We start from the raw sequence: 24,947 nt of genomic DNA, 5'->3' as shown, positions 1-24,947 counted from the left end.
GAAACAACCGGAGGAGCGAGCCTTGCTCGCGATGTGCCGCGCCGACGGCGCTCGCTCCCCCAACGCTGAAGATATCCCGACAAACCCCCGCCCCCAACGCCCATCAACTCCGCTATCATGCCCAGCACGTTCCACCTCGCGAGTCCGCCATGCGCCGCCTGTTTTTCCTGCTGTTCCTGCTGCTGGCCAGCCCCGCCTTCGCCTCAGGCCTGCTCGACAACCGCCCCAGCGCCACCCTCGGTGCCGCCTCGCTGTCCAACAGCGCCGATTTCCTGCCTGTCCATGAAGCCTTCAAGCTCAGCCTGATCCAGGGCGACGCCCAGACCATCAAGTTGCGCTTCGTCGCCACCGACGGCTACTACCTCTACCGCCACCGCTTCCAGTTCCGCAGCGAGCCGGCCGACATTGCCTTGGGCGCACCACGAATCCCCAAGGGCGAGCCCAAGCACGACGAGTTTTTCGGCGATGTCGAGGTCTACCACGGCGTGCTCGACATCGAGATACCGCGCTCGACCAGCGACCAGCGCGCCTTCACCTTGCTGGTGAGCTACCAGGGCTGCGCCGACAAAGGCCTGTGCTACCCACCGGAAACCGAACGCCTGACCATCGACGGTACCGGCAGCGCCACCGCGCCAGTCCCTGACCAGGCTTGGAACTGGAAATCGCTGCTACTGTTCTTCCTCGCCGGCATCGGCCTGACCTTCACTCCTTGCGTGCTGCCGATGCTGCCGATCCTCTCGGGCGTCGTGCTGCGCGGCCAGGTAGGTGGCTGGCGTGGGCTCAGCCTGTCGTTGGCCTATGTGTTGCCAATGGCCGCCTCCTTCGCCGCGCTGGGTGCCTTGATGGGTGTGTTCGGTGCCAGCCTCAACTTGCAGGCGCGCCTGCAATCGGCATGGGTACTGGTGCCGTTCGCGCTGTTCTTCGTGCTGTTCGCCCTGGCCATGTTCGGTCTGTTCGAGCTGAAACTGCCGCAGGCGCTGAGCAGCCGCCTGAACACCTTCGCCAATGGTGTCAGGGGCGGCTCGCTACTGGGCGCGGCGGTGCTGGGCGTCCTGTCCAGCCTGCTGGTGTCACCGTGCGTATCGGCGCCGCTGGCCGGCGCGTTGCTGTACATCAGCGCCAGCGGCGATGCCCTGGGCGGCGCACTCAAACTGTTCACCCTGGGCCTGGGCATGGGGGCGCCGCTGTTGTTGGTCGCCACTGGCGGTGCAGCCTGGCTACCGAAGAGTGGCCCTTGGCTGAACACGGTGAAGAATGCCATCGGTGTATTGCTGCTGGGCCTGGCCATTGGCTTGCTCAGCCGCATTCTCCCGGGGCCGGTCACCTTGCTACTGGTCGGTTTCCTGGCCGCCGGCGTGGCGCTATTCCTCGGCGCCCTGGAGTTCGTGGTCAAGACACCACGCCAGCGTCTGGTACAACTGCTGGGCCTGGCGCTGCTGGTGTACGCCCTGGCCTGCTGGTACGGCGCCCTGAGCGGACGCGGCGACCCGCTACGCCCACTGCCACCGCCTGCGGTCGTCGGTGCAGGCCCGACCAGCCCCGCCACTCAATCGGATGCCTGGCAAACCCTGACCACCCCTGCCGCGCTCGATGCAGCGCTGGCTGAGGCCAAGGCCGCCGGCCAGCCGGTGCTGTTGGACTGGTATGCCGACTGGTGCATCAGCTGCAAGGTGATCGAACATGAAGTGCTCAATGCGCCCCACGTGCAACCACAGCTGAGCGCCTTCCGCCTGCTGCGCTTCGACATCACCGACAGCAATGCCGAACAGCGCAGCCTGCTCGACCGCTACCAGCTGTTCGGGCCGCCTGCGCTGATGTTCTTTGCCGCGAACGGCAGCGAAATTACCGCTGATCGGGTGATTGGCGAGATAAATGCCGGCGATTTTGCGCAGGTTCTGGCGCGCGTACGCGGCAAACTCGGTCTATAACTTCCCGCGGGCTGTAAAAAAACCACAGTAGAGTGACCAGATTGAATTATTTGGTCACATACTTCGCGCGAACCTCGGACATCGTGCTGGCTATTGCCGGGAACTGGACACTTGCTCCCGCTTTGCGGCACACTCGCCGCGCTGTGTCGAATTGCCCTACAAATTCAAGGAATCCGCAGATGGCAACCCTACTGGTGCTCCACGGCCCCAACCTGAACCTGCTCGGGACCCGCGAACCGGGCCACTACGGCGCCGTGACCCTGGCCCAGATCAACCAGGACCTGGAGCAGCGCGCTCGCGCCGCTGGCCACCATCTGCAGTACCTGCAGAGCAATGCCGAGTACGAACTGATCGACCGTATTCACGCCGCACGCAACGAGGGTGTGGACTTCATCCTGATCAATCCGGCTGCTTTTACGCACACAAGCGTCGCATTACGTGACGCATTGCTTGCGGTGAGCATCCCATTCATCGAAGTGCACCTGTCCAACGTGCACAAACGCGAACCGTTCCGTCACCACTCCTACTTCTCCGATGTAGCCGTAGGGGTGATCTGCGGTCTGGGCGCCAGCGGCTATCGCCTGGCCCTGGAGTCCGCGCTGGAACAACTGGCTGCCAACGCACAGCCCTGATGATAGAGACCTCGGCCTAAGTGGGCCGGGGTTCGAGAGAAACGTTTTCAAACACGTTTTCAATTACGCCCCCTGACCGAACCTTGGGAGTTGATGATTAATGGATATCCGTAAAGTCAAGAAACTGATCGAACTGCTGGAAGAGTCTGGCATCGACGAACTGGAGATCAAGGAAGGCGAAGAGTCGGTCCGTATCAGCCGTCACAGCAAGGCCCCAGCCGGCCAGCAGTACTTCGCTCCGGCACCGGTTGCCGCCGCGCCTGTTGCCGCGCCGGTCGCTGCCGCCGCTGCCCCGGTTGCCGAAGCCGCTGCCGCCGCTCCAGCCCTCAAAGGCACCGTGATTCGCTCGCCGATGGTGGGTACCTTCTACCGCAAGCCTTCGCCGACCTCGCCGAACTTCGCTGAAGTTGGCCAGACCGTGAAGAAAGGCGACACCCTGTGCATCGTCGAAGCCATGAAGATGATGAACCACATCGAAGCCGATGTCGGCGGCGTTATCGACGCCATCCTGGTGGAAGACGGTCAGCCGGTTGAGTTCGACCAGCCGCTGTTCACCATCGTTTGATTCGCGGAGAGCCAACGATGTCTGGGAAGCTGGAAAAAGTCCTGATCGCCAACCGTGGGGAAATTGCCCTGCGGATCCTGCGTGCCTGCAAAGAGCTGGGCATCAAGACCGTCGCCGTACACTCCACGGCCGACCGTGAACTGATGCACCTGGGCCTGGCAGACGAGTCGGTCTGCATTGGTCCTGCTTCGTCCAAAGATTCGTACCTGCACATCCCGGCGATCATCGCTGCCGCTGAAGTGACAGGCGCTACCGCCATCCACCCTGGCTACGGCTTCCTGGCGGAAAACGCCGATTTCGCCGAGCAGGTCGAGAAGTCCGGTTTTGCTTTCATCGGCCCGAAAGCCGACACCATTCGCCTGATGGGCGACAAGGTCTCGGCCAAGGACGCGATGATCAAGTCGGGCGTTCCGACCGTTCCGGGTTCCGACGGTCCGCTGCCGGAAGACGAAGAGGTTGCCCTGGCAATCGCCCGTGACGTCGGCTACCCGGTGATCATCAAGGCCGCCGGTGGCGGTGGTGGTCGCGGCATGCGCGTGGTGCACAAGGAAGAAGACCTGATTGCCTCGGCCAAGCTGACCCGTACCGAAGCCGGTGCGGCCTTCGGCAACCCGATGGTCTACCTGGAGAAGTTCCTGACCAACCCACGTCACGTGGAAGTTCAGGTGCTGTCCGACGGCCAGGGCAACGCCATTCACCTGGGCGACCGTGACTGCTCGCTGCAACGCCGTCACCAGAAAGTCCTGGAAGAAGCACCTGCCCCGGGCATCGACGAGAAAGCCCGTCAGGAAGTCTTCAAGCGTTGCGTCGATGCGTGCATCGAGATCGGCTACCGTGGTGCCGGTACCTTCGAGTTCCTGTACGAAAACGGCCGTTTCTACTTCATCGAGATGAACACCCGTGTGCAGGTTGAGCACCCGGTGTCGGAGATGGTCACCGGTATCGACATCGTCAAGGAGATGCTCAGCATCGCCGCTGGCAACAAGCTGTCGATCCGCCAGGAAGACGTGGTCATCCGTGGTCATGCGCTGGAATGCCGTATCAACGCCGAAGACCCGAAGAAGTTCATCCCGAGCCCAGGCAAGGTGAAGCACTTCCACGCGCCAGGCGGCAACGGCGTTCGCGTCGATTCGCACCTGTACAGCGGTTATTCGGTTCCGCCGAACTACGACTCGCTGATCGGCAAGCTGATCACCTACGGCAAGGACCGTGACGAAGCCATGGCGCGCATGCGCAATGCCCTGGACGAGATCGTCGTCGACGGCATCAAGACCAACATCCCACTGCACCGCGACCTGGTGCGGGATGAAGGTTTCTGCAAAGGCGGCGTCAACATCCACTACCTTGAGCACAAACTGGCTAGCCAGGAGTGATCGCGTAGCGTGATGTACCGAAACCCCGGACATGTGCCGGGGTTTTTTTTGGGTTGTCTTTAGAGGGTTGGTGACTGAGCCTTGCTGGCGATGCGCCGCGCAGGCGACGTTCGATCCCAAACAGCTGGCTTGCCGACGATGGGGCCGCAAGGCAGCCCCAAAATCACCCCTTCATCCGCGGCATCTCGATCCGGTGCTCATGTACCCGCCGATACAGGGTGGCTCGCGAAATCCCCAACGCCCGCGCCGCCTCGGCCGGCTTCCAGCGATGGCGAATCAAGGCATCGAGCAACAGTTGCCGGGCCGGGCTCGACGTCCCGACATCCGCCGAAGGCGCTGCATCGCCACGCACCTCCTGTGGCAGGCTCTCCAGACACACCTGCCCCCCTTCACTGACCGCACAGGCATAGCGCAACACCTGCCGCAGCTGGCGCAGATTACCCGGCCAGCGATACACCAGCAGCGCCTGCAACGCATCGTCGGCCAACGTCACCTCGACACCACACGCCTTGGCCTCTTCGGCCAGCAACTGGTGAATCAAGCCCAAGCGATCATCGCGCTCACGCAGCGGCGGCAACTCGAAGCGGGCGTTGGCCAGGCGAAAATACAGGTCCTCACGAAAACGCCCTTCACTCACCATCACAGCCAAGTCCCGGTGGGTGGCACAGATCACCTGGATATCCACGCGCTCGCGCCGTGCAGCGCCCAAAGGTGCCACCTCGCCTTCAGCCAGCACCCGCAGCAATCGGGTCTGCAGATTGAGTGGCATGTCACCGATTTCATCGAGGAACAAGGTGCCGCCATCGGCCTGCTGCAACAGTCCTTGCATACCTTTGCTCGATGCACCGGTAAAGGCGCCGGCCACGTAGCCGAACAGCTCGCTCTCGATCAGGCTCTCAGGGATCGCCGCGCAGTTGAGCGTAACGAAGGGTCCGGTACAGCGCTGGCTCTGCTGATGCAACTGGCGGGCGAAAACTTCCTTGCCCGCGCCAGTCTCACCCTGCACCAGCACTGCAAGGTTGCAGTCCTTGACCCGCGTGGCCAGGCGCAAATGCTGCTCGATTCGAGGGTCCTGGGCCTGCTGCACGGCGCGCACTGGCTCGCGTCGCCGGGGCGCACTCACCCGGCCATACAAACCGCCCCACCCCGGCAGCCGCTGGGCAGAGGCCTCGTTGGCGCGGCGCAGCTGATCCAGGTCGAACAACTCGCCGATGTGCTCGGGCAAGCGTCCATGGCGGGCCAGCAGGCGCTCGCGGGCCAGGCTGTTGATCGCCCGCAGGCGCCCGTCGGCATCCCAGGCCAGCAGGTAGTCCGGCTGGCTCTCGACATACCCCGGCGTGCCATGAGCGCGCATCACCCAATGGCCTTGGGCGCTGTGCATGAAAAAGGCGTTTTCGATCTCCCGCGCAGTCTGCTCCACCAACTGGCGGATCAAGTGCTGGCTACGACGGTCGTCCGGCGATTGCAGGGCGGAAACATCCACTACCCCCAGCAACTCCCCTTGGGGGTCGAACACAGGGGCCGCCGTGCAGGTCAGGCCGATGAAGGCCGCGCGAAAGTGGTCACGCTTGTGCACCGTGACCGGCGCCTTGCTGGTCAGGACGGCCGCCACGCCGCAAGTCCCCTCCTCGCCTTCCGACCAGCAGGTACCCAGGTACAGCCCGGCCTTGCGGCAGTCGTTGCGAATAGCGGATTCAACCCGATAGTCGATGGTGCGCCCGAGGGCGTCGGTGAGCAGCACACAGTAGTCGGCACCGCGCACACGCTCATGCAGGCGCGCCACGGCATCGCCGGCGATACGCAGAAACAGTTCGGCACGTTCGCGGCATTCGTTGAGCACGCTTTGGGAAAGGATGCGCGGCCCCTGCTGGGAGCCTGGGTCGAGGCGGTACAGCTCCATGGAACGGCGCCATGAATCGAGAATCAGCGGCGGCACCGGTGCCTGCGGCAGGCGGTCGGCATTCTTCAGCACCCGGCTGACGCAGTCGACATGGGCTCGGGAGTTCGCGGCAAGCATTCAGGCCCTCCGGTTCTCGTTGCTGTTTTTATCGTTGTCCGGCCATTAAGCGCTTCTGGACATCCCCCGACAAGCACTGAGTGATTACCGGCAGGCTTGAGACGCAGCGTCTCAGCGTCTCGTCGAAACCGGCCGAGCCCTGGCACCGGGCGTCTCGCCAGTGCCACCGAGGGCACCCGCCGGAAGACGCCGGAACCGCTCTGGAGCAAGCTTCTCAGCCAACCCCGAAAAAGCTGGCACCCACCTTGCTCTTGCCTTGGCAAACAAGAATACGAGGTGCGCCATGCCGCAACCTGCCCCGACTGTCGGGATCATTGCCAACCCTGCCTCTGGCCGAGACCTGCGTCGCCTGACCGCCAACGCCGGGCTCTACTCGAGCACCGACAAGGCCTCGGCCATCCAGCGACTGCTCGCAGCCTTCGGTGCCACCGGTGTGAGCCAAGTGCTGATGCCCACGGACATGACGGGTATCGCTGCCGCTGTACTCAAGGCCAGCCATGGCCCGATAGCTCGCGAACAGCATTGGCCGGCACTGGAACTGCTCGACCTGCCCCTGACCCAGACGGTCGCCGATACCCGCCTGGCCACCCGTCTGATGGTCGAGCGTGGCGTGGCCATGATCGCCGTGCTCGGTGGCGACGGCACCCACAAGGCGGTTGCTGCCCATGCCGGGGACGTACCGCTGCTGACACTGTCCACCGGCACCAATAACGCTTTCCCCGAGCTGCGCGAAGCCACCAGTGCCGGCCTGGCCGGAGGCCTGTTCGCCAGCGGCCAAGTGCCGAACACGATCAGCCTGCGCCGCAACAAGCGCCTGCTGGTGAACGTAGCGCGGCAGAACCTCTGTGAATGGGCCCTGGTGGAAGTCGCGGTGTCGCCTCAGCGCTTCGTCGGTGCCCGCGCCTTGAGCCGCAGCGAAGACCTGAGCGAAGTCTTTGCCTGCTTCGCCGAACCCCATGCCATTGGCCTCTCGTCCCTGTGCGGCCTGTGGTGCCCAGTGTCGCGCCACGCGGCGCAGGGTGCCTGGGTACGCCTGAACCCCGGCGCCGAACATGCCTTGCTGGCCCCCCTGGCGCCAGGACTGCTGCAAGGTTGCGGCATCACCGCTTCGGGCTTTCTGGCCCCCGGCGTGCCCCATGGCCTGAGCCTCGCCAGCGGCACCCTGGCCCTGGACGGCGAGCGCGAAATCGAGTTTGCCGAAGGCGACAACCCCACCATTACCCTCGATCACCAAGGCCCCCTGACCGTGGATGTCGAGGCCGTGCTGGCCCATGCCGCACGGCACCACCTGCTGGCCGTCCCGCGCGGTCATCGGCTGCACCCTGCAAACCCGTGTTGAGACAACCCTGGAGAACAACAAGATGTCCACTCACCTGAGCTGCGAACAGTTGCTACATGCCTACGAAGTGATGCGTACCATCCGCGCCTTCGAAGAACGCCTGCACGTGGAGTTCGCCACCGGCGAGATCCCCGGTTTCGTCCACCTTTACGCTGGCGAAGAAGCCTCCGCCGCCGGGGTCATGGCCCACCTGCGCGACAGCGACTGCATCGCCTCCACCCATCGCGGCCACGGTCACTGCATTGCCAAGGGCGTGGATGTGTACGGCATGATGGCCGAGATCTACGGCAAGAAGACCGGCGTGTGCGGCGGCAAGGGCGGCTCGATGCACATTGCCGACCTGGAAAAAGGCATGCTCGGCGCCAACGGCATCGTCGGTGCCGGTGCCCCGCTGGTGGCCGGCGCCGCTCTGGCCGCCAAGCTCAAGGGACGCGACGACGTTTCGGTGGCCTTCTTCGGCGACGGCGCCTCCAACGAAGGCGCGGTGTTCGAAGCGATGAACCTGGCTTCGATCATGAACCTGCCGTGCATCTTCGTCGCCGAGAACAATGGCTACGCCGAAGCCACCGCCTCGACCTGGTCGGTGGCCTGCGACCACATCGCCGACCGCGCCGCCGGTTTCGGCATGCCCGGGGTCACCATCGATGGCTTCGACTTCTTCGCCGTGCACGAGGCTGCCGCTGCCGCCATCGAACGCGCCCGTTCCGGGCAAGGCCCGTCGCTGATCGAGGTCAAGCTCAGCCGCTACTACGGCCACTTCGAGGGCGATGCGCAGACCTACCGCGCCCCGGACGAGGTGAAGCACCTGCGCGAACAGCGCGACTGCCTGTTGCAGTTCCGCAACAAGACCACCCGCGCCGGATTGCTTACCAACGAGCAGCTCGACGCCATCGACGCCCGCGTCGAAGACCTGATCGAAGACGCCGTGCGCCGTGCCAAGTCCGATCCCAAGCCACAGCCTGCAGACCTGCTCACCGACGTCTACGTCACCTACCCCTGAGCCCGGACAACAAGAACAACAGGAGAACCACCATGGCAAGAAAGATCAGCTACCAGCAGGCCATCAACGAAGCCCTGGCCCAGGAAATGCGTCGCGACAGCAGCGTGTTCATCATCGGCGAAGACGTTGCCGGCGGTGCCGGCGCGCCCGGCGAAGACGATGCCTGGGGCGGCGTGCTGGGCGTAACCAAAGGTCTTTACCACCAATTCCCTGGCCGGGTACTCGACGCACCGCTGTCGGAAATCGGCTATGTCGGGGCCGCCGTCGGGGCCGCCACCCAAGGCCTGCGCCCGGTCTGCGAACTGATGTTCGTCGACTTCGCTGGTTGCTGCCTGGACCAAATCCTCAACCAGGCGGCCAAGTTCCGCTATATGTTCGGCGGCAAGGCCGTCACTCCGCTGGTGATGCGCACCATGTACGGCGCCGGACTGCGTGCGGCGGCACAGCACTCGCAGATGCTCACCTCGCTGTGGACCCACATCCCAGGACTCAAGGTGGTCTGCCCCGCCTCGCCCTATGACGCCAAGGGGCTGTTGATCCAGGCCATCCGTGACAACGACCCGGTGATCTTCTGCGAGCACAAGTTGCTCTACAGCATGCAGGGCGAGGTGCCGGAAGAGGTCTACACGGTGCCCTTCGGCGAGGCCAACTTCCTGCGCGACGGCGACGACGTGACGCTGGTGACCTACGGGCGCATGGTCCATGTGGCGCTTGAGGCAGCCAACAACTTGGCTCGTCAGGGCATCGACTGCGAAGTGCTGGACCTGCGCACCACCAGCCCACTGGACGAAGACAGCATTCTCGAAAGCGTGGAGAAGACCGGCCGCCTGGTGGTTATCGACGAAGCCAACCCGCGCTGCTCCATGGCCACCGACATTAGCGCACTGGTTGCGCAGAAAGCGTTCGGCTCGCTCAAAGGCCCGATCGAGATGGTCACCGCGCCCCATACACCCGTGCCGTTTTCCGACGCCCTCGAAGACTTGTACATCCCGGATGCCGCGAAGATCGAGGCCGCTGTGCGCAAGGTAATCGAAGCTGCAAGGAGCGCCGCATGAGCCAGATCCATACCCTGACCATGCCCAAGTGGGGCTTGTCGATGACCGAGGGCCGGGTCGATGCCTGGCTCAAGCAGGAAGGCGACGAGATCAACAAGGGCGATGAAGTGCTGGACGTTGAAACCGACAAGATCAGCAGCAGCGTCGAGGCGCCTTTCAGTGGCGTGTTACGCCGCCTGATCGCCCAACCCGACGAAACCCTGCCGGTGGGTGCGTTGCTTGCCGTGGTGGTGGAAGGTCAGGCCAGCGAGGCTGAAATCGACGCGGTGGTGCAGCAGTTCCAGGCCGAGTTCGTCGCCGAAGGGGCCGCCGACCAGGCTCAAGGGCCCGCACCTCAGAAGGCCGAAGTGGGTGGCCGCCTGCTGCGCTGGTTCGAACTGGGTGAAGGTGGCACCCCGCTGCTGCTGGTTCACGGTTTCGGCGGCGACCTCAACAACTGGCTGTTCAACCATCCGGCCCTGGCCGCCGAACGCCGGGTAATTGCGCTGGACCTGCCTGGCCATGGCGAGTCGGCCAAGGCACTGCAGCGGGGCGACCTGGATGAGCTGAGCGAGACAGTGCTCGCCCTGCTCGACCATTTGGACATCCCACGCGCCCATCTGGCCGGGCATTCAATGGGCGGCGCGGTCAGCCTGAACGTGGCGCGCCTGGCGCCGCAACGGGTGGCGAGCCTGAGCCTGGTCGCCAGCGCCGGGCTGGGCGATGCGATCAACGGGCAATACCTTCACGGCTTCGTCGAGGCGGCCAACCGCAACGCCCTCAAGCCACAGCTGACCCAGCTGTTCGCCGACCCCGCGCTGGTCACCCGGCAGATGCTCGAAGACATGCTCAAGTTCAAGCGCCTGGAAGGCGTGGACCAGGCACTGAGACAGCTGCGCTCGGCCATCGCCGAAGGTGACCGGCAACGGTACGACCTGCGTAGCGTGCTTGGCCAGCACCCGGCTATGGTGGTCTGGGGCGCCGAGGACGCGATCATCCCAGCCGCCCATGCCGAAGGATTGGAGGCCGAGGTCCTGGTCGTGCCTGGCGTTGGTCACATGGTGCAGATGGAGGCAGCCGAACAGGTCAACGAACGACTGTTGGCGTTCCTGCGCAAGCACTGATCCCGTTGCGTGAGTCTGGAGACAATCATCATGAATGACCTGAGCCACACCCATATGCGCGCCGCCGTCTGGCATGGCCGCCATGACATCCGTGTCGAACAGGTCCCCCTGCCTGCCGACCCGCCTCCTGGCTGGGTGCAAATCAAGGTGGACTGGTGCGGCATCTGTGGTTCCGATCTACACGAATACGTGGCGGGCCCAGTGTTCATCCCGGTCGAGGCGCCGCATCCTCTGACCGGCATCCAGGGCCAGTGCATCCTCGGCCACGAGTTCTGCGGTGAAATCGCCAAGCTCGGCGAGGGAGTCGAAGGCTATGCCGTGGGCGACCCGGTGGCGGCGGATGCCTGCCAGCATTGCGGGACCTGCTACTACTGCACCCATGGCCTGTACAACATCTGCGAGCGCCTGGCCTTCACCGGGCTTATGAACAACGGTGCCTTCGCCGAACGGGTCAATGTGCCCGCCAACTTGCTGTATCGGTTGCCACAGGGCTTCCCACGGGAGGCCGGGGCACTGATCGAGCCGTTGGCGGTGGGCATGCACGCGGTGAAGAAGGCCGGCAGCCTGCTGGGACAGAACGTGGTGGTGGTAGGCGCAGGCACCATCGGCCTTTGCACCATCATGTGCGCCAAGGCTGCCGGTGCGGCTCAGGTGATCGCGCTGGAAATGTCCTCGGCACGCAAAGCCAAGGCCAAGGAAGTGGGAGCCAGCGTGGTGCTCGACCCTAGCCAGTGCGATGCCCTGGCCGAGATTCGCGCGCTCACTGGCGGGCTTGGGGCCGATGTGAGCTTCGAGTGCATCGGCAACAAGCACACGGCCAAGCTGGCCATCGATGCCATTCGCAAGGCCGGTAAGTGCGTGTTGGTGGGTATTTTCGAGGAGCCCAGCGAGTTCAACTTCTTCGAACTGGTGTCCACCGAGAAGCAGGTGATCGGGGCATTGGCCTACAATGGCGAGTTCGCTGATGTGATCGCATTCATTGCCGATGGGCGTCTGGATATTCGACCGCTGGTGACTGGGCGAATCGGGCTGGAGCAAATTGTCGAGCTCGGCTTCGAAGAATTGGTGAACAACAAGGAGCAGAACGTGAAGATCATTGTTTCACCGGGCGGGCATTAGGGTCTGTCTGAAAGGTCTTGGGACGAAGGTCAGGCAAGGCGAAAACAGCCGAGGAAGCGGAGTTTACGGGTTGAAAATGAGCATTCCGAGGCTGTTTTCGACGCAGCATCACCGAGTTTCAAGGCTTTTCGTACAAAGCCTAGGTGCACTGGGCGATCAGGATCTTGGGCCGCGTTGCGCCCCTTTTGCCCGTCGAGGCCGCTTCTGAAGGCCGCAGGGATGATCTGCTGACGATGGCGGTCAGGACCGGAACAGGTCCTGCTGCAGCACCAAGGTCTGCTTGCTGCTGTCCAGTTGCACCCACGCCCCCAGGGGCAGACACACATTCGGGTCACAGTGCCCGCTGCGCCACCCGGCCAGTACAGGCACACCCAGCGGCGCGAAGATGTCCTCCAGCAGCGGCGTCATGGCGGCGACCGTAACGCCGGCGAAGTCCCCCACCAATACGCCTTTGACGCCCTCGAGCTTGCCGGCCAGGCGCAGTTGGGTCAGCAGACGATCTACCCGGTACAGTGGCTCGTTCACATCTTCGATGAACAGGATACTGTCCTGGGTATCGACCTCGGCCATGGTACCCATCGTAGCCCCCAGCAACGACAGGTTGCCGCCCACCAAGCGCCCACTGGCTTCGCCAGGCACTACACTGCTCAACGGGTAGGCTGCCGGATGGACGATGGCATCGCCCGCCGCCAGACGCCCGTTCAACTGCGCCAGTAGCGAAGATTCGGTGGGCTCGAGCTTGGCGCCCAGCAGGTCGGCGTTGAGCATCGCCCCATGGAAGGTCACCAGCCCACTGTGACGGCCGATGGCGGTATGCAGCGCGGTGATGTCGCTGTAGCCAATCAACGGTTTGGGATTGCGCCGAATCAGCTCGAAGTCGAGCTTGTCGAGCAGGCGCATGCTGCCGTAACCGCCACGCATGCACAAAATGGCGTGGATGGAAGGGTCGGCGAATGCATCGTGCAGGTCCTGCAGGCGACGCTGGTCGGAGCCGGCCAGATAACCCTGGGCCTGATTGACGCTCGGATAGATACGGGACTGATAGCCCCGGCTGGCAAACCACAGGCCGGCTTTTTGCGCATCCAGCCGGGCCGGCCCGGCGGGGGCGACCACGGCGAAGCAAGCACCTACGGGCAACGCGGCAAGCAAGCGGGACTCGAAGGTTTCAACGCTGTTCACTGGGTAACTCCTTACCGTGTTTCACCGACAATGCTCATACAAAAATGCCGATGCCGCCTTTCGGCGCGCATCGGCATGTCTGACTCAACACAGGATCAGAGCTTGATCTTGGCCTCATGAGCCTGCTGGTCAGCGTGATAGGACGAACGCACCAGCGGGCCGGACGCGACGTTCTTGAAGCCCATCTTGTAACCTTCCTCGGCGAACCAGGCGAAGGTATCCGGGTGGACGAAGCGCTGAACCGGCAGGTGACTGCGCGATGGCTGCAGGTACTGGCCAAGGGTCAGCATGTCGATGTCGTGCTCGCGCATGCGGTGCATGACTTCGATGACTTCTTCGTCGGTCTCGCCCAGGCCGAGCATCAGGCCCGACTTGGTCGGCACATGGGGCACCATCTGCTTGAACTTCTGCAGCAGGTCCAGCGACCAATCATAGTCCGAGCCCGGACGCGCGGCCTTGTAAAGGCGCGGGACGGTTTCCAGGTTGTGGTTGAAGACATCTGGCGGCTGTTGCGCAGTGATCTCCAGAGCGATGTCCATGCGGCCACGGTAGTCCGGGACCAAGGTCTCGAGCTGAACGCCCGGCGACAGCGCACGGATTTCGCGAATGCAGTCGGCGAAGTGCTGGGCGCCGCCGTCGCGCAGGTCGTCGCGGTCCACCGAAGTGATGACCACGTACTTCAGGCGCAGGTCGGCGATGGCGATGGCCAGGTTTTTCGGCTCGTCGACATCCAGTGGCTTCGGTCGGCCATGGCCAACGTCGCAGAACGGGCAACGACGGGTGCAGATGTCACCCATGATCATGAAGGTCGCAGTCCCCCCCGAGAAGCACTCGCCCAGGTTCGGGCAGGATGCCTCTTCGCACACGCTGTGCAACTTGTGCTTGCGCAGCAGTTGCTTGATGCGGTCGACCTCCGGGGAAACCGGGATACGCACGCGGATCCAGTCCGGCTTTTTCGGCAGTTCTTCGGTGGGGATGATCTTCACCGGAATACGGGCGACCTTTTCGGCGCCACGCAGTTTAACGCCAGCTTCCACCTTCTTCGGCGCGGGGCGCGGGGTGGAATCCTGGGTAGGAGTCAGGTTCGGCACGGCTTCTTGCACAGTTGTCATATTCAGTCGATTCCGCCCGTGAGGGTCGTCTGCTCAGCATAGTCGAGGTGCTTGACCAGCTGTCCGCGCAGCCTTGTCCTGACCTCGTCGAGTTCGATCGGACCTGCCAGGTCGCGCAGCTGGGTCATGGCCAGCCCCGCGTACCCGCAGGGGTTGATTCGGCGGAATGGCGCAAGGTCCATGTCCACATTCAGAGCAAGGCCATGAAACGAACGGCCATTGCGGATTCGCAGGCCGAGGGAGGCGATTTTCGCTCCATCGACATAGACACCGGGAGCATCGGGTTTTGCCGCAGCCTGGACATCGTAGCTGGCCAGCAGGTCGATCAGGGTGCGCTCGATACGGCTCACCAGGTCACGCACACCGAAGCCAAGGCGACGTACATCCAGCAGCAGGTAGGCCACCAACTGCCCGGGGCCGTGATAGGTCACCTGGCCACCGCGGTCGGTCTGCACCACCGGGATATCGCCCGGTACCAGCAGGTGCTCGGCCTTGCCGGCCTGGCCCTGGGTGAAGACCGCGGGGTGCTCGACCAGCCAGACTTCGTCCTGGCTGTCCGGGCCACGCTGCTCGGTAAAACGACGCATGGCCTCCAGCACCGGTTCATAGGGCTGCAGGCCAAGATCGCGAAAACCGAGACACCGCGGCATCAGAGCACCATTTTCACGATGCCGGTCGCGCGCAGGGCGCTATTGATATCGTGCAGCTGGTTCTCGCTTTCGGCAACGATGTGCAATTGCACGGTGGTGTACTTGCCTTCCTTGCTCTGGCGCTCGGCCAGTGTCTGGAGGTCGACTTTGGCGTGCTTGCTGAGGATCTCGATCACCGTGTCTCGGAAACCGACAACGGTATCGCCGATCACCTTGATCGGGTAATCCTCGCAGGGGAATTCGATTTTGTGCGACTTGACGTCAGCTTCGCTCATGGCGGAAACGGCCTCGTAAGCCGTGGCAACAACAACGCTCCCGCAACGATGCGCGGGAGCGTGGCAGGTCACGTATCAGTTGAACAACCCGTAGAAGAATAGACGAATGCTATCCCACATACGGCGGATGAAACCACCTTCCTCGACGCCGTCGAGGGCGATCAGGTCGGCGCTGTGAACCACATTTTCGTCCAGTTTGACTTCCACTTTGCCGATCACGTCACCTTTTGCGATCGGTGCGGTGAGCTGCGGGTTCATGGTCATCGAAGCCTGCAGACGCTTCAATTGGCCTTTAGGCATAGTCAGGGTCAGGTCGTTGGCCAGACCCGCTTTCACCTGGCTGGTGGCACCCTTCCAAACCGGCGCCTGGGCCAGTTCGGTACCCTTCTGGTAGAAGGTCTGGGTTTCGAAGAAGCGGAAACCGTAAGTCAGCAGCTTCTGGGTCTCGGCGGCACGGGCTTGCTCGCTGTTGGTGCCGAACACCACGGCGATCAGGCGCTGGCCGTCACGAACGGCCGAAGCCACCATGCAGTAGCCCGCTTCGTCGGTGTGGCCGGTCTTCAGGCCGTCGACGGTCTTGTCGCGCCACAGCAGCAGGTTGCGGTTAGGCTGCTTGATGTTGTTCCAGAAGAACTCTTTCTGCGAGTAGATGGCGTAGTGGGCCGGATCCTCGTCGATGATCGCACGCGCCAGCAGGGCCATGTCGTGGGCCGAAGAGTAGTGCTCCGGGTTCGGCAGGCCGGTCGGGTTCATGAAGTGGCTGTTGCTCATGCCGAGGTCGGCGGCGGTCTTGTTCATCATGTCGGCGAACGCGTCTTCGCTGCCGGCGATGTGCTCGGCCAGGGCGACGGAGGCGTCGTTACCCGACTGGATGATGATGCCGTGCAGCAGGTCGCTGACGGTGACCTGGCTGCCCACTTTGATGAACATGCGCGAACCACCGGTGCGCCAGGCGTTTTCGCTGACGGTGACCGGGTCGTTCTCGCCGATCTGGCCACGGCGGATGTCCAGGGTGGCGATGTAAGCGGTCATCAGCTTGGTCAGGCTGGCTGGCGGCAGACGCTCGTCACCGTTGTTCTCGACCAGCACGTTGCCGCTGGACGCGTCCATGAGTACGTAGGACTTGGCCGCCAGCTGCGGTGGCGATGGCATCATCTGCTCCGCCGCGAAAGCGGCAGGCGTGATCATCAGCAGTACGGGCAGGCAAAGTCGTTTGGCAAGCTTGGTGATGTTCATCCGTCTCTCGAAAATCGCTAATGGTCTGATGCCCGGAGGGCAAGGGTTCCCTGGCCGGCAGCAAAAGCGGCCATTGTACATGCCTGCGCCCGCCAATTCATGACAAAACCGACAGTTTGGCATGGTTCAGTACCGGCCCTGTTGCCGTCGACAGGGTCAGTCAGCTGTGACCAGCTTTGCCTGCCCCAAGTTCGCCAGGCGAATGCTGTCCTGAGCCTGCTGGATCTCGCCCTGGCTGCCGATCGGTCCCAGGCGAACACGGTGCAGGGTCTGCTGGTTACGCACGATGGAACTGATGAACACCGGGGCGCTGACCATGGTGCTCAGTTTCGAACGCAGCAGCTCGGCGGCGTCTGGGTTGGCGAACGCCCCCACTTGCAGGAAGCTGCCGCCGTTGCCGCTTGGCACATTGCTGCCGCCAACCTGCACCGGCACCACAGGTGCGGCGTGCTGCTGCGGCGGCGGCGTCCACTGCTCGACGCGCCCGGTGCTGGCCGGAATCGGCTGAGTCTGGGCCACCTGAGGCTCCTTGAGCATCAGGGGCGGCTGCTGGCCACGCTGGGCCCACCATTGCTGCGGGTCGATACCCTCGACCCGCACGTGGGCGGTACCGATCTCGGCGTAACCGAGCTTCTTCGCCGCCGCGTAGGACAAGTCGATGATCCGGTCCGAATAGAACGGTCCACGGTCATTGACCCGCAGGATCACACTGCGGCCGTTGGCCAGGTTGGTCACTCGCACATAGGCAGGCAGCGGCAGCGTCTTGTGCGCCGCGCTCATGCCATAGAGGTCATAGAGCTCGCCATTGGCGGTGTTCTGACCGTGGAACTTGGTGCCGTACCACGACGCCGTGCCTTCGGCGCGGTAATTGCGCGCGTCTTGCATCGGGTAGTAGGTCTTGCCCAACACCGTGTACGGGTTGGCCTTGTAGGGACCGGTGTGCACGGTGGGCGTGGCATCGGGAATCTTGTTCACGTCCACGTCCCACCAGGGCGCACCGTCCTTGTGGGCACGGTTGATATCCAGTCCAGGCTGGGAACGGACCACGTTACCGCTCTGCTGGGAGGTTGGGCGGCTGGACGAACAACTGGCCAGCGCCAGGCCGACCGCGACACAGGTCAGCAACTTGAAGGAGTTGGCAGAGATGATTGCGCGCATTACTTGACGCCCCGTGCTTGAACCAGCTGTTCCGAAAGCTGATGCACCGCCATGGCATACATCACGCTGCGGTTGTAGCGAGTGATCGCGTAGAAATTCTTCAGGCCCATCCAATATTCGGGGCCGTTTTCACCTTCCAGGCGGAAGGCGGTCACTGGCAGATCATCGCGCAGCGCATCATGACTCGACCAGCCTAGCGCTCGCAACTCCCCAACCGTCTTCACCGGCTCGATGCCGGTCGTCAGCCCCTGGTCGGCCTGTGTACCGGCCACCTGGGCCCGACTGACCACAGGCTCGCCAGCTACCCAGCCATGGCGCTTGAAATAGCTGGCGACGCTGCCGATGGCATCATCGGGATTGTTCCAGATGTTGATGTGGCCATCGCCGTCGAAGTCGACCGCATAGTTACGGAAACTGCTGGGCATGAACTGCGGCAGCCCCATGGCACCGGCGTAGGAGCCCTTGAGGGTGAGCGGGTCGAGCTGCTCCTCGCGGGACAGCAACAGGAACTCGCGCAGCTCTTTGCGGAAGAACTCGGCACGCGGCGGATAATCGAAGCCCAGGGTCGACAGGGCGTCGATGACCCGGTAATTGCCCGTGTTGCGACCAAAGAAGGTTTCAACACCAATGATGGACACGATCACCTGGGCAGGCACGCCGTATTCCTGCTCGGCACGGGCCAGGGTCGCTTCGTGCTGGCGCCAGAAGTCCACGCCGCGGGCGATGCGTGCGTCGGTGATGAACATCGGCCGGTAGTCCTTCCACGGCTTGACCCGCTCGGCAGGGCGGGAAATCGCGTCGAGAATCGACTGCTTGCGCTGGACCTCGCCGAACACGGCCATGAGCTGCTCGCCGGCAAAACCGTAGTCACGGGTCATTTCGCTGACAAACTCGGCCACCTGGGGCGAGCCCTCGTAATCGCCGGCATTGGCTTGCTGGACAGCGCCAAACAGGCCCAACGCGCCAATCCAGGGCGCAAAACGGGCAGCCCAGCCACGCACTGCTTGCATGAAAATTTTCACCTTATTCAAACTTGCGCGATCCATTTGCGGTGCGTGTGGATCGACATCAGAACGCCAAACGCTGACAGCAGCGTCACCAACGAAGTTCCGCCATAGCTAATGAAGGGCAGCGGCACGCCCACCACGGGCAACAGGCCGCTGACCATACCGATATTGACGAATACGTATACAAAGAAGGTCATGGTCAGGCTACCTGCCAGCAGCTTGCCGAACAGGGTCTGGGCCTGGGCCGTGATCATCAGGCCACGGCCAATGAGCAACAGGTAGATCAGCAGCAGCAGGCAGATGCCCACCAGGCCGAACTCCTCGCCGAGCACCGCGATGATGAAGTCGGTATGGCTTTCGGGAAGGAAGTCCAGGTGCGACTGGGTACCCAGCAGCCAGCCCTTGCCGAACACGCCACCGGAGCCGATTGCGGCCTTGGACTGGATGATGTTCCAGCCGGTGCCCAGCGGGTCGCTTTCCGGGTCGAGGAAGGTCAGCACGCGCTGCTTCTGGTAGTCATGCATGACGAAGAACCACATGGCCACCGCCACGGGCACCGCCGCCGCCAGCACACTGATGATCCAGCGCCAGCGCAAGCCGCCCATGAATAGCACGAAGGCCCCCGAGGCCAGGATCAGCAGTGCTGTGCCGAGGTCAGGCTGGCGCACGATGAGTATGAACGGCACACCGATCAGCACCAGGCTGATGGCCACATGCTTGAGGTGTGGCGGCAAGGTGCGCTTGGACAGGTACCAGGCGATGGTCGCCGGCATGATGATCTTCATGAACTCTGACGGCTGGAAGCGGATCACCCCGGGGATGTTGATCCAGCGCGTAGCGCCCATGGCGTTATGGCCCATGACGTCCACCACGATCAACAGGAACACCCCGGCCAGGTAGGCCAGCGGAACCCAACGCGCCATGAAGCGTGGCTCGAGCTGGGCGATGATGAACATCGACACCAGACCGATGCCGAACGAGCTGGCCTGCTTGAGCAGCAGGTCCCAGTTCTTGCCACTGGCCGAATAGAGGACGAACAGGCTGCCGGCCGCGAGGGTCAGCAGGATGACCAGCAAGGGGCCGTCGACGTGGATGCGCTGCAGGAAGCTGGCGCGTCGACGCATCACGTCCTCGCTGGAGAGCATGCGATCGAAATTGTTCTTCACTGAGCCGTTTCCTGGGCAACGGTGGCAGGCGCGAACTCAGGCTTGAGCCGGCCGTTTTCGTCGAGCAGCCAGGCGTCCATGACCTGACGCACCACCGGGGCGGCGACACCAGAGCCGGATTCACCGTTCTCGACCATCACCGAGACCACGATCTTCGGATCGTCAGCCGGGGCGAAGGCAACGAACAGCGCGTGGTCGCGATGGCGCTCCTGCAGTTTGTTGCGGTCGTACTTCTCGCCTTGCTTGATCGCTACCACCTGCGCGGTACCGCTCTTGCCGGCAATCCGATACTGGGCACCCAGGGCAGCCTTGCGTGCTGTACCTCGGGCGTTGTGCATCACTTGTTCCATGCCATGGGTGACCTTGGCCCAATCGGACTTGTCACGCAGGACGATGTTCTCCATGGGGTTGTCGTCCACCGGGGGTTGACCTTCGATGGTCTTGGCCAGGTGCGGACGGTTCCACACGCCCTTGTTGGCGATCAGCGCGGTGGCCTGCGCCAGCTGCAGCGGCGTGGCCTGCATGTAGCCCTGGCCAATACCCAGGATCAGCGTCTCACCGGGGAACCAGGCCTGGCGACGGGTGGCGCGTTTCCACTCGCGGGACGGCATCAGGCCGGCCGATTCCTCGAACATGTCGAGGGAGACCTTCTGCCCGATACCGAACTTATTCATGTAGCTCGACAGCCGGTCGATGCCCATCTTGTGGGCAAGATCGTAGAAGTAGGTGTCGTTGGAACGCATGATGGCGGTATCCAGGTCGACCCAGCCATCGCCGGTGCGGTTCCAGTTGCGGTACTTGTGGTCGTAGTTGGGCAACTGGTAGTAACCCGGGTCGAACACCCGGCTGCTGGCGTTGACCACGCCACTGTCGAGGCCGGCGATGGCCACGGCAGGCTTGATGGTCGAGCCAGGCGGATACAAACCGCGCAGCACGCGGTTGAACAGTGGTCGGTCGATCGAGTCACGCAGCTCGGCATAGGCCTTGAAACTGATGCCGGTGACGAACAGATTCGGATCGAAGCTTGGCTGGCTGACCATCGCCAGCACCTCGCCGGTGCGCGGGTCAAGCGCGACCACCGCGCCACGCCGGCCACCCAGCGCTGCCTCGGCAGCCTCCTGCAGCTTGATATCCAGGCTCAGGACAATGTCCTTGCCCGGTTTCGGGTCGGTGCGCTTGAGCACCCGCAGCACACGGCCACGGGCGTTGGTCTCGACTTCCTCGTAACCTACCTGGCCATGCAGCTCGGCTTCGTAGAAGCGCTCGATGCCGGTCTTGCCGATGTGGTGGGTACCGCTGTAGTTCACCGGGTCTAGGGACTTGAGCTCTTTCTCGTTGATGCGCCCGACATAGCCGACCGAGTGGGCGAAGTGCGCACCTTGCGGGTAGTGGCGCACCAGCTGCGCAACCACTTCCACGCCAGGCAGGCGGAACTGGTTGACCGCCACGCGAGCGATCTGCTCTTCGTTCAGCTCGAACAGGATCGGCACCGGCTCGAACGGCCTGCGACCCTGGCGCATGCGCTTCTCGAACAGCGCGCGATCGTCGGGCGTCAATTCCAGCACTTCGACGATGGTATCCAGCACTTCCTGCCAGTTACCCGCACGTTCCCGGGTCATGGACAGGCTAAAGCTGGGCCGGTTGTCGGCGACGATCACGCCATTGCGGTCGAAGATCAGCCCCCGCGTTGGCGGGATGGGCTGGACATGCACCCGGTTGTTCTCGGACAACGTCGAGTGATAGTCGTACTGGATGATCTGCAGGTAGTACAGTCGCGCGATCAGCACGCAGATGAGCAACATGATCGCAACCGCGCCGACCACGACGCGGTTGCGCACCAGGCGGGCGTCTTTCTCGTGGTCCTTGAGACGGATCGGCTGCGACATCGGGCGGGCTTACAGGCTCATTTGTGATAAGGATGCCCGGACAGCACGGTCCAGGCGCGATAGATCTGCTCGCCGATGAGTATCCTTACCAATGGGTGCGGCAGGGTCAACGGCGACAGCGACCAGCGTTGCTCGGCGCGTGCACAGACTTCAGGCGCCAGCCCTTCCGGGCCACCCACCATCAAATTCACCGTGCGCGCGTCCAGGCGCCAGCGGTCCAACTCGGTCGCCAACTGCTCGGTGCTCCAGGGCTTGCCATGGACCTCGAGCGTGACGATGCGTTCCCCAGGCTGAACCTTGCTCAGCATGGCTTCGCCCTCCTGACGGATCAGGCGGGCGACGTCGGCATTCTTGCCACGAGTGTTCAGCGGGATTTCCACCAGCTCCAGCGACAGCTCAGGGGGCAGGCGCTTGGCATATTCATGCCAACCGTCCTCGACCCACTTGGGCATGCGCGAGCCGACCGCGATCAGGCGCAGACGCACGACGCTTCCTTATTCCCGATCCTTGAGCTTGTCGGAGTAGTCGTGGCTGTTCTCCGGGCTGTGGTGCTTGCCATCGGCCGAACGGCTCTGCTCGGCGCCCAGCCACAGACGCTCCAGGTCATAGAACTGACGGGCAGCGGCGGTCATCATGTGCACGATGACGTCGTTCAGGTCCAGCAGCACCCAGTCGCTGTCGCCCTTGCCTTCTTCACCCAGAGGCTGAGCGCCCTTGGCCTTGACCGCTTCACGGACCTTTTCCAGCATCGCGTTGATCTGACGATTGGAGGTACCGGTGGCAATGATCATGTAGTCGGTCAGGCTGTGCTTGTCGCGCACGTCGATGACCTGGATGTCCTGGGCCTTGACGTCTTCCAGCGCTGCCTTGGTCAGCTCGACCAGCTCTTCGCCATTGATTTTCTGCTTGCTCATAAAAAACTCTTTCAACTCGTTAGGTGAGGTGCCTGCGGCACCGTCAGTTAGGGGCACGGTACAGGTCGTGCGCCTCGATATAGGCCAGTACGGCGTCCGGCACCAGGTACCTCACCGACTTGCCGCTGGCCAGCAGCTGTCGGATCTGAGTAGCCGACACCGCAAGCGGCGTCTGCCAGACGAACGAAATATTCCCCGCCGGGCCGGACATGGCGGTGGGATCGCTCTCCGAGCGCGCCGCCAGAAGGTTGCGCAGCTCGTCAGGGGGTTCTACGTCGGCATCCGGGCGTTGCAGCACCAGGATGTGACAGTGTTGCAACAGCTCTTCCCAGCGATGCCAGCTAGGTAGGCCACAGAAGGCATCCCAACCCATCACCAGAAACAATTGGTCGGCAGCGCCCAGCTCGGCACGGATCGACTCCAGGGTATCGATGGTGTACGACGGCTTGTCGCGCTCCAGCTCCCGGGCATCCACGCTCAGGCATGCGACGCCTTGAACCGCCTCGCGAACCATCGCCAGCCGGTCCTGCGCCGCCACCTGCGGGGTGTCGCGGTGCGGTGGCCGGGCGTTGGGCAGCAGGCGCAACTCATCCAGCGCCATGAACTCGGCAACCTCCAGCGCGCTGCGCAGGTGGCCGATGTGCACGGGGTCGAATGTGCCGCCTAGAACGCCAATGCGCCGGACTGCCTGGGCCTTGCTCAACTCAGCAGGACTCCTGGCCGCGTAGCTGGCCATCACCGATCACCACGTACTTCTCGCAGGTCAGCCCTTCCAGGCCGACCGGGCCGCGAGCATGCAGCTTGTCGGTGGAAATGCCAATCTCAGCACCCAGGCCATATTCGAAACCATCGGCGAAGCAGGTCGGGGTATTGAGCATCACCGATGCGGAATCGACCTCGGCCATGAACTGGCGGGCCTGCCCCTGGTGTTCGGTGATGATCGAATCGGTATGGTGCGAGCCATAGTGGTTGATGTGCTCGATGGCCTGGTCCAGGCCGTCGACCACTCGAATCGACAGGATCGCGTCGAGGTACTCGGTGTGCCAGTCGTCCTCGGTGGCCGGCTTGGCATCGATCAGCGCCCGGGTGCGTTCGCAACCGCGCAGCTCGACCCCTTTCTCGGCGAAGCGGCGGGCCATTTCCGGCAGGAAGCCTTCGGCCACGCGCTGGTCGACCAACAGGGTTTCCATCGCCCCGCAGATGCCATAACGGTAGGTCTTGGCGTTGAAGGCCACACGCCAGGCCTTGTCGAGGTCGGCATGCTCGGCCACATAGACGTGGCAGATGCCGTCGAGGTGCTTGATCACCGGGACCCGGGCGTCACGGCTGATGCGCTCGATCAGCCCTCGGCCACCACGCGGCACGATCACATCGACGAACTCCGGCATGCTGATCAAGGCGCCCACGGCTTCGCGGTCGGTGGTCTCGACCACCTGCACCACCGCCGCCGGTAGGCCGGCCTCAGCCAAGCCACGTTGAATGCAGGTGGCGATGGCGCGGTTGGAGTGGATGGCCTCGGAACCACCGCGCAGGATGGTGGCGTTACCCGACTTCAGGCACAGGCTGGCAGCATCGATGGTCACGTTGGGACGCGACTCGTAGATGATCCCGATCACACCAAGCGGCACGCGCATCTTGCCCACCTGGATGCCCGACGGGCGGTAGCTCATGTCACGGATCGCACCGACCGGGTCCGGCAGGCTGGCCACCTGGCGCAGGCCGGTGATCATGCCGTCGATACGCGCCGGGGTCAGCGCCAGGCGGTCCAGCAGGGCTGGCTCCAGGCCATTGGCACGTCCGGCGGCCAGGTCCAGTTCGTTGGCTGCGGCGAGCTCGTCACGGGCAGCATCCAGCGCATCGGCGGCAGCTTGCAGGGCGCGGTTTTTCTGCGCAGTGCTGGCACGGGCGATCACCCGGGAGGCCTGGCGAGCAGCGCGACCCAAACGGGTCATATAGTCAAGAACGGACTCAGTCATGGGTTCGGTGTCTTGGCGAAGGGGAAATCGGCTGATTATAACTGTCGCGCAGGTATACGCCCAGCGGCGGGTGGCGGATGGTAGAAAATGGTAACGGGGAATGCCTGGGAAAGATGTAACCGCTCTTATCGAAATTGCTTCAAGCCACCTCGGCCTGATCGCCGGCAAGCCGGCTCTACCGGGCCTTGGACTGACTTGCCGCGATGCGACGGCATTTCCTCAGCTTCAGCCTCGGTTAAGCCAATCATTGTTATCAT

The 24,947-nt window shown here is 63.3% G+C and carries 23 protein-coding genes; 9 read left to right on the top strand and 14 right to left on the bottom strand.

Features of this window, described 5'->3' with window-relative positions:
- Positions 1–149 precede the first annotated feature (149 nt).
- From C4Q26_RS15165 to accC, 4 genes are all read left to right on the top strand, one after another.
- On the top strand, positions 150–1,928 hold the full coding sequence (locus C4Q26_RS15165; protein ID WP_104883259.1) for a protein-disulfide reductase DsbD: 1,779 nt from the start codon (positions 150–152) through the stop codon (positions 1,926–1,928).
- Positions 1,929–2,107: 179 nt separating this feature from the next.
- Positions 2,108–2,560: a type II 3-dehydroquinate dehydratase gene (gene aroQ / locus C4Q26_RS15160; protein WP_008093086.1), complete on the top strand. Its 453-nt coding sequence runs from the start codon at positions 2,108–2,110 to the stop codon at positions 2,558–2,560.
- 100 nt (positions 2,561–2,660) lie between these two features.
- Positions 2,661–3,125 (top strand): acetyl-CoA carboxylase biotin carboxyl carrier protein, encoded by a 465-nt coding sequence (gene accB, locus C4Q26_RS15155; RefSeq protein ID WP_104881211.1) that lies wholly within the window; start codon positions 2,661–2,663, stop codon positions 3,123–3,125.
- 17 nt (positions 3,126–3,142) lie between these two features.
- Positions 3,143–4,498 carry an acetyl-CoA carboxylase biotin carboxylase subunit gene (accC, locus tag C4Q26_RS15150; protein ID WP_023382514.1) on the top strand — a complete coding sequence of 452 codons (1,356 nt, stop codon included), beginning with the start codon at positions 3,143–3,145 and terminating at the stop codon, positions 4,496–4,498.
- Positions 4,499–4,661: 163 nt separating this feature from the next.
- Here the strand turns inward: accC and C4Q26_RS15145 are convergent, their stop codons facing one another.
- A complete protein-coding gene (locus tag C4Q26_RS15145; RefSeq protein ID WP_104883258.1) occupies positions 4,662–6,515 on the bottom strand; it encodes a sigma-54-dependent Fis family transcriptional regulator in 1,854 nt (617 codons plus the stop codon).
- A 283-nt stretch (positions 6,516–6,798) separates the two neighbouring features.
- On the opposite strand from C4Q26_RS15145, the gene C4Q26_RS15140 reads away from it, so the two are divergent.
- The 5 genes from C4Q26_RS15140 to C4Q26_RS15120 are packed head-to-tail and all read left to right on the top strand — an operon-like array spanning position 6,799 to position 12,131.
- On the top strand, positions 6,799–7,854 hold the full coding sequence (locus C4Q26_RS15140) for an ATP-NAD kinase family protein (RefSeq protein ID WP_104883257.1): 1,056 nt from the start codon (positions 6,799–6,801) through the stop codon (positions 7,852–7,854).
- A 22-nt stretch (positions 7,855–7,876) separates the two neighbouring features.
- Positions 7,877–8,854, top strand: a complete 978-nt coding sequence (locus C4Q26_RS15135) for a thiamine pyrophosphate-dependent dehydrogenase E1 component subunit alpha (RefSeq protein WP_027907498.1) — start codon at positions 7,877–7,879, stop codon at positions 8,852–8,854.
- A gap of 32 nt (positions 8,855–8,886) precedes the next feature.
- Positions 8,887–9,909, top strand: coding sequence for an alpha-ketoacid dehydrogenase subunit beta (locus tag C4Q26_RS15130; RefSeq protein WP_023382518.1), 1,023 nt, complete (start codon positions 8,887–8,889; stop codon positions 9,907–9,909).
- Positions 9,906–11,012, top strand: coding sequence for an acetoin dehydrogenase dihydrolipoyllysine-residue acetyltransferase subunit (locus tag C4Q26_RS15125; RefSeq protein WP_104883256.1), 1,107 nt, complete (start codon positions 9,906–9,908; stop codon positions 11,010–11,012). Before C4Q26_RS15130 ends, C4Q26_RS15125 begins: the two co-directional genes overlap by 4 nt.
- 54 nt (positions 11,013–11,066) lie before the next feature.
- A complete protein-coding gene (locus C4Q26_RS15120; protein WP_238346505.1) occupies positions 11,067–12,131 on the top strand; it encodes a 2,3-butanediol dehydrogenase in 1,065 nt (354 codons plus the stop codon).
- A 240-nt stretch (positions 12,132–12,371) separates the two neighbouring features.
- Here the strand turns inward: C4Q26_RS15120 and C4Q26_RS15115 are convergent, their stop codons facing one another.
- The 13 genes from C4Q26_RS15115 to C4Q26_RS15055 all read right to left on the bottom strand — a co-directional run bounded on the left by C4Q26_RS15115 (position 12,372) and on the right by C4Q26_RS15055 (position 24,690).
- Entirely contained in the window at positions 12,372–13,310 is a 939-nt protein-coding gene (locus C4Q26_RS15115; protein WP_023382521.1) for an LD-carboxypeptidase, read from the bottom strand.
- 95 nt (positions 13,311–13,405) lie between these two features.
- The gene (gene lipA / locus C4Q26_RS15110; RefSeq protein WP_023382522.1) at positions 13,406–14,422 is read right to left on the bottom strand and encodes a lipoyl synthase; all 1,017 of its coding nucleotides are present in this window, start codon (positions 14,420–14,422) and stop codon (positions 13,406–13,408) included.
- A 2-nt stretch (positions 14,423–14,424) separates the two neighbouring features.
- The gene (gene lipB, locus C4Q26_RS15105; RefSeq protein WP_023382523.1) at positions 14,425–15,072 is read right to left on the bottom strand and encodes a lipoyl(octanoyl) transferase LipB; all 648 of its coding nucleotides are present in this window, start codon (positions 15,070–15,072) and stop codon (positions 14,425–14,427) included.
- Positions 15,072–15,347: a DUF493 domain-containing protein gene (locus C4Q26_RS15100; RefSeq protein ID WP_023382524.1), complete on the bottom strand. Its 276-nt coding sequence runs from the start codon at positions 15,345–15,347 to the stop codon at positions 15,072–15,074. Before C4Q26_RS15100 ends, lipB begins: the two co-directional genes overlap by 1 nt.
- Positions 15,348–15,422: 75 nt before the next feature.
- On the bottom strand, positions 15,423–16,583 hold the full coding sequence (locus C4Q26_RS15095) for a D-alanyl-D-alanine carboxypeptidase family protein (protein WP_023382525.1): 1,161 nt from the start codon (positions 16,581–16,583) through the stop codon (positions 15,423–15,425).
- Positions 16,584–16,739: 156 nt separating this feature from the next.
- Entirely contained in the window at positions 16,740–17,741 is a 1,002-nt protein-coding gene (locus C4Q26_RS15090) for a septal ring lytic transglycosylase RlpA family protein (protein ID WP_104883255.1), read from the bottom strand.
- Positions 17,741–18,751 (bottom strand): lytic murein transglycosylase B, encoded by a 1,011-nt coding sequence (mltB, locus tag C4Q26_RS15085; protein WP_104883254.1) that lies wholly within the window; start codon positions 18,749–18,751, stop codon positions 17,741–17,743. Before mltB ends, C4Q26_RS15090 begins: the two co-directional genes overlap by 1 nt.
- Before the next feature lie 17 nt (positions 18,752–18,768).
- On the bottom strand, positions 18,769–19,872 hold the full coding sequence (rodA, locus tag C4Q26_RS15080; RefSeq protein ID WP_049818786.1) for a rod shape-determining protein RodA: 1,104 nt from the start codon (positions 19,870–19,872) through the stop codon (positions 18,769–18,771).
- A gap of 38 nt (positions 19,873–19,910) precedes the next feature.
- Positions 19,911–21,800, bottom strand: coding sequence for a penicillin-binding protein 2 (gene mrdA / locus C4Q26_RS15075; RefSeq protein WP_023382529.1), 1,890 nt, complete (start codon positions 21,798–21,800; stop codon positions 19,911–19,913).
- Positions 21,801–21,817: 17 nt separating this feature from the next.
- Entirely contained in the window at positions 21,818–22,285 is a 468-nt protein-coding gene (gene rlmH, locus C4Q26_RS15070; RefSeq protein WP_023382530.1) for a 23S rRNA (pseudouridine(1915)-N(3))-methyltransferase RlmH, read from the bottom strand.
- Between the two features lie 9 nt (positions 22,286–22,294).
- On the bottom strand, positions 22,295–22,714 hold the full coding sequence (gene rsfS, locus C4Q26_RS15065) for a ribosome silencing factor (protein WP_023382531.1): 420 nt from the start codon (positions 22,712–22,714) through the stop codon (positions 22,295–22,297).
- A 43-nt stretch (positions 22,715–22,757) separates the two neighbouring features.
- A complete protein-coding gene (gene nadD / locus C4Q26_RS15060; protein ID WP_049818785.1) occupies positions 22,758–23,450 on the bottom strand; it encodes a nicotinate-nucleotide adenylyltransferase in 693 nt (230 codons plus the stop codon).
- Positions 23,419–24,690, bottom strand: coding sequence for a glutamate-5-semialdehyde dehydrogenase (locus C4Q26_RS15055; protein WP_023382533.1), 1,272 nt, complete (start codon positions 24,688–24,690; stop codon positions 23,419–23,421). Before C4Q26_RS15055 ends, nadD begins: the two co-directional genes overlap by 32 nt.
- Positions 24,691–24,947 lie beyond the last annotated feature (257 nt).

This window comes from Pseudomonas sp. SWI44, from assembly GCF_002947915.1.
Lineage (GTDB): Bacteria > Pseudomonadota > Gammaproteobacteria > Pseudomonadales > Pseudomonadaceae > Aquipseudomonas > Aquipseudomonas taiwanensis.
This window is presented reverse-complemented; position numbering and strand designations above follow the sequence as displayed.

Excerpts from the sequence above, each read along its gene's own strand:
- accB (WP_104881211.1), top strand. The coding sequence starts at position 2,661 with ATGGATATCCGTAAAGTCAAGAAACTGATCGAACTGCTGGAAGAGTCT.
- rodA (WP_049818786.1), bottom strand. The coding sequence starts at position 19,872 with ATGCGTCGACGCGCCAGCTTCCTGCAGCGCATCCACGTCGACGGCCCC.
- C4Q26_RS15090 (WP_104883255.1), bottom strand. The coding sequence starts at position 17,741 with ATGCGCGCAATCATCTCTGCCAACTCCTTCAAGTTGCTGACCTGTGTC.
- nadD (WP_049818785.1), bottom strand. The coding sequence starts at position 23,450 with ATGGCCAGCTACGCGGCCAGGAGTCCTGCTGAGTTGAGCAAGGCCCAG.
- C4Q26_RS15140 (WP_104883257.1), top strand. The coding sequence starts at position 6,799 with ATGCCGCAACCTGCCCCGACTGTCGGGATCATTGCCAACCCTGCCTCT.
- C4Q26_RS15130 (WP_023382518.1), top strand. The coding sequence starts at position 8,887 with ATGGCAAGAAAGATCAGCTACCAGCAGGCCATCAACGAAGCCCTGGCC.
- mrdA (WP_023382529.1), bottom strand. The coding sequence starts at position 21,800 with ATGTCGCAGCCGATCCGTCTCAAGGACCACGAGAAAGACGCCCGCCTG.
- accC (WP_023382514.1), top strand. The coding sequence starts at position 3,143 with ATGTCTGGGAAGCTGGAAAAAGTCCTGATCGCCAACCGTGGGGAAATT.
- rsfS (WP_023382531.1), bottom strand. The coding sequence starts at position 22,714 with ATGAGCAAGCAGAAAATCAATGGCGAAGAGCTGGTCGAGCTGACCAAG.
- lipB (WP_023382523.1), bottom strand. The coding sequence starts at position 15,072 with ATGCCGCGGTGTCTCGGTTTTCGCGATCTTGGCCTGCAGCCCTATGAA.
- C4Q26_RS15120 (WP_238346505.1), top strand. The coding sequence starts at position 11,067 with ATGCGCGCCGCCGTCTGGCATGGCCGCCATGACATCCGTGTCGAACAG.
- C4Q26_RS15165 (WP_104883259.1), top strand. The coding sequence starts at position 150 with ATGCGCCGCCTGTTTTTCCTGCTGTTCCTGCTGCTGGCCAGCCCCGCC.
- C4Q26_RS15095 (WP_023382525.1), bottom strand. The coding sequence starts at position 16,583 with ATGAACATCACCAAGCTTGCCAAACGACTTTGCCTGCCCGTACTGCTG.
- C4Q26_RS15055 (WP_023382533.1), bottom strand. The coding sequence starts at position 24,690 with ATGACTGAGTCCGTTCTTGACTATATGACCCGTTTGGGTCGCGCTGCT.
- C4Q26_RS15100 (WP_023382524.1), bottom strand. The coding sequence starts at position 15,347 with ATGAGCGAAGCTGACGTCAAGTCGCACAAAATCGAATTCCCCTGCGAG.
- C4Q26_RS15145 (WP_104883258.1), bottom strand. The coding sequence starts at position 6,515 with ATGCTTGCCGCGAACTCCCGAGCCCATGTCGACTGCGTCAGCCGGGTG.
- C4Q26_RS15135 (WP_027907498.1), top strand. The coding sequence starts at position 7,877 with ATGTCCACTCACCTGAGCTGCGAACAGTTGCTACATGCCTACGAAGTG.
- lipA (WP_023382522.1), bottom strand. The coding sequence starts at position 14,422 with ATGACAACTGTGCAAGAAGCCGTGCCGAACCTGACTCCTACCCAGGAT.
- C4Q26_RS15125 (WP_104883256.1), top strand. The coding sequence starts at position 9,906 with ATGAGCCAGATCCATACCCTGACCATGCCCAAGTGGGGCTTGTCGATG.
- mltB (WP_104883254.1), bottom strand. The coding sequence starts at position 18,751 with ATGCAAGCAGTGCGTGGCTGGGCTGCCCGTTTTGCGCCCTGGATTGGC.
- aroQ (WP_008093086.1), top strand. The coding sequence starts at position 2,108 with ATGGCAACCCTACTGGTGCTCCACGGCCCCAACCTGAACCTGCTCGGG.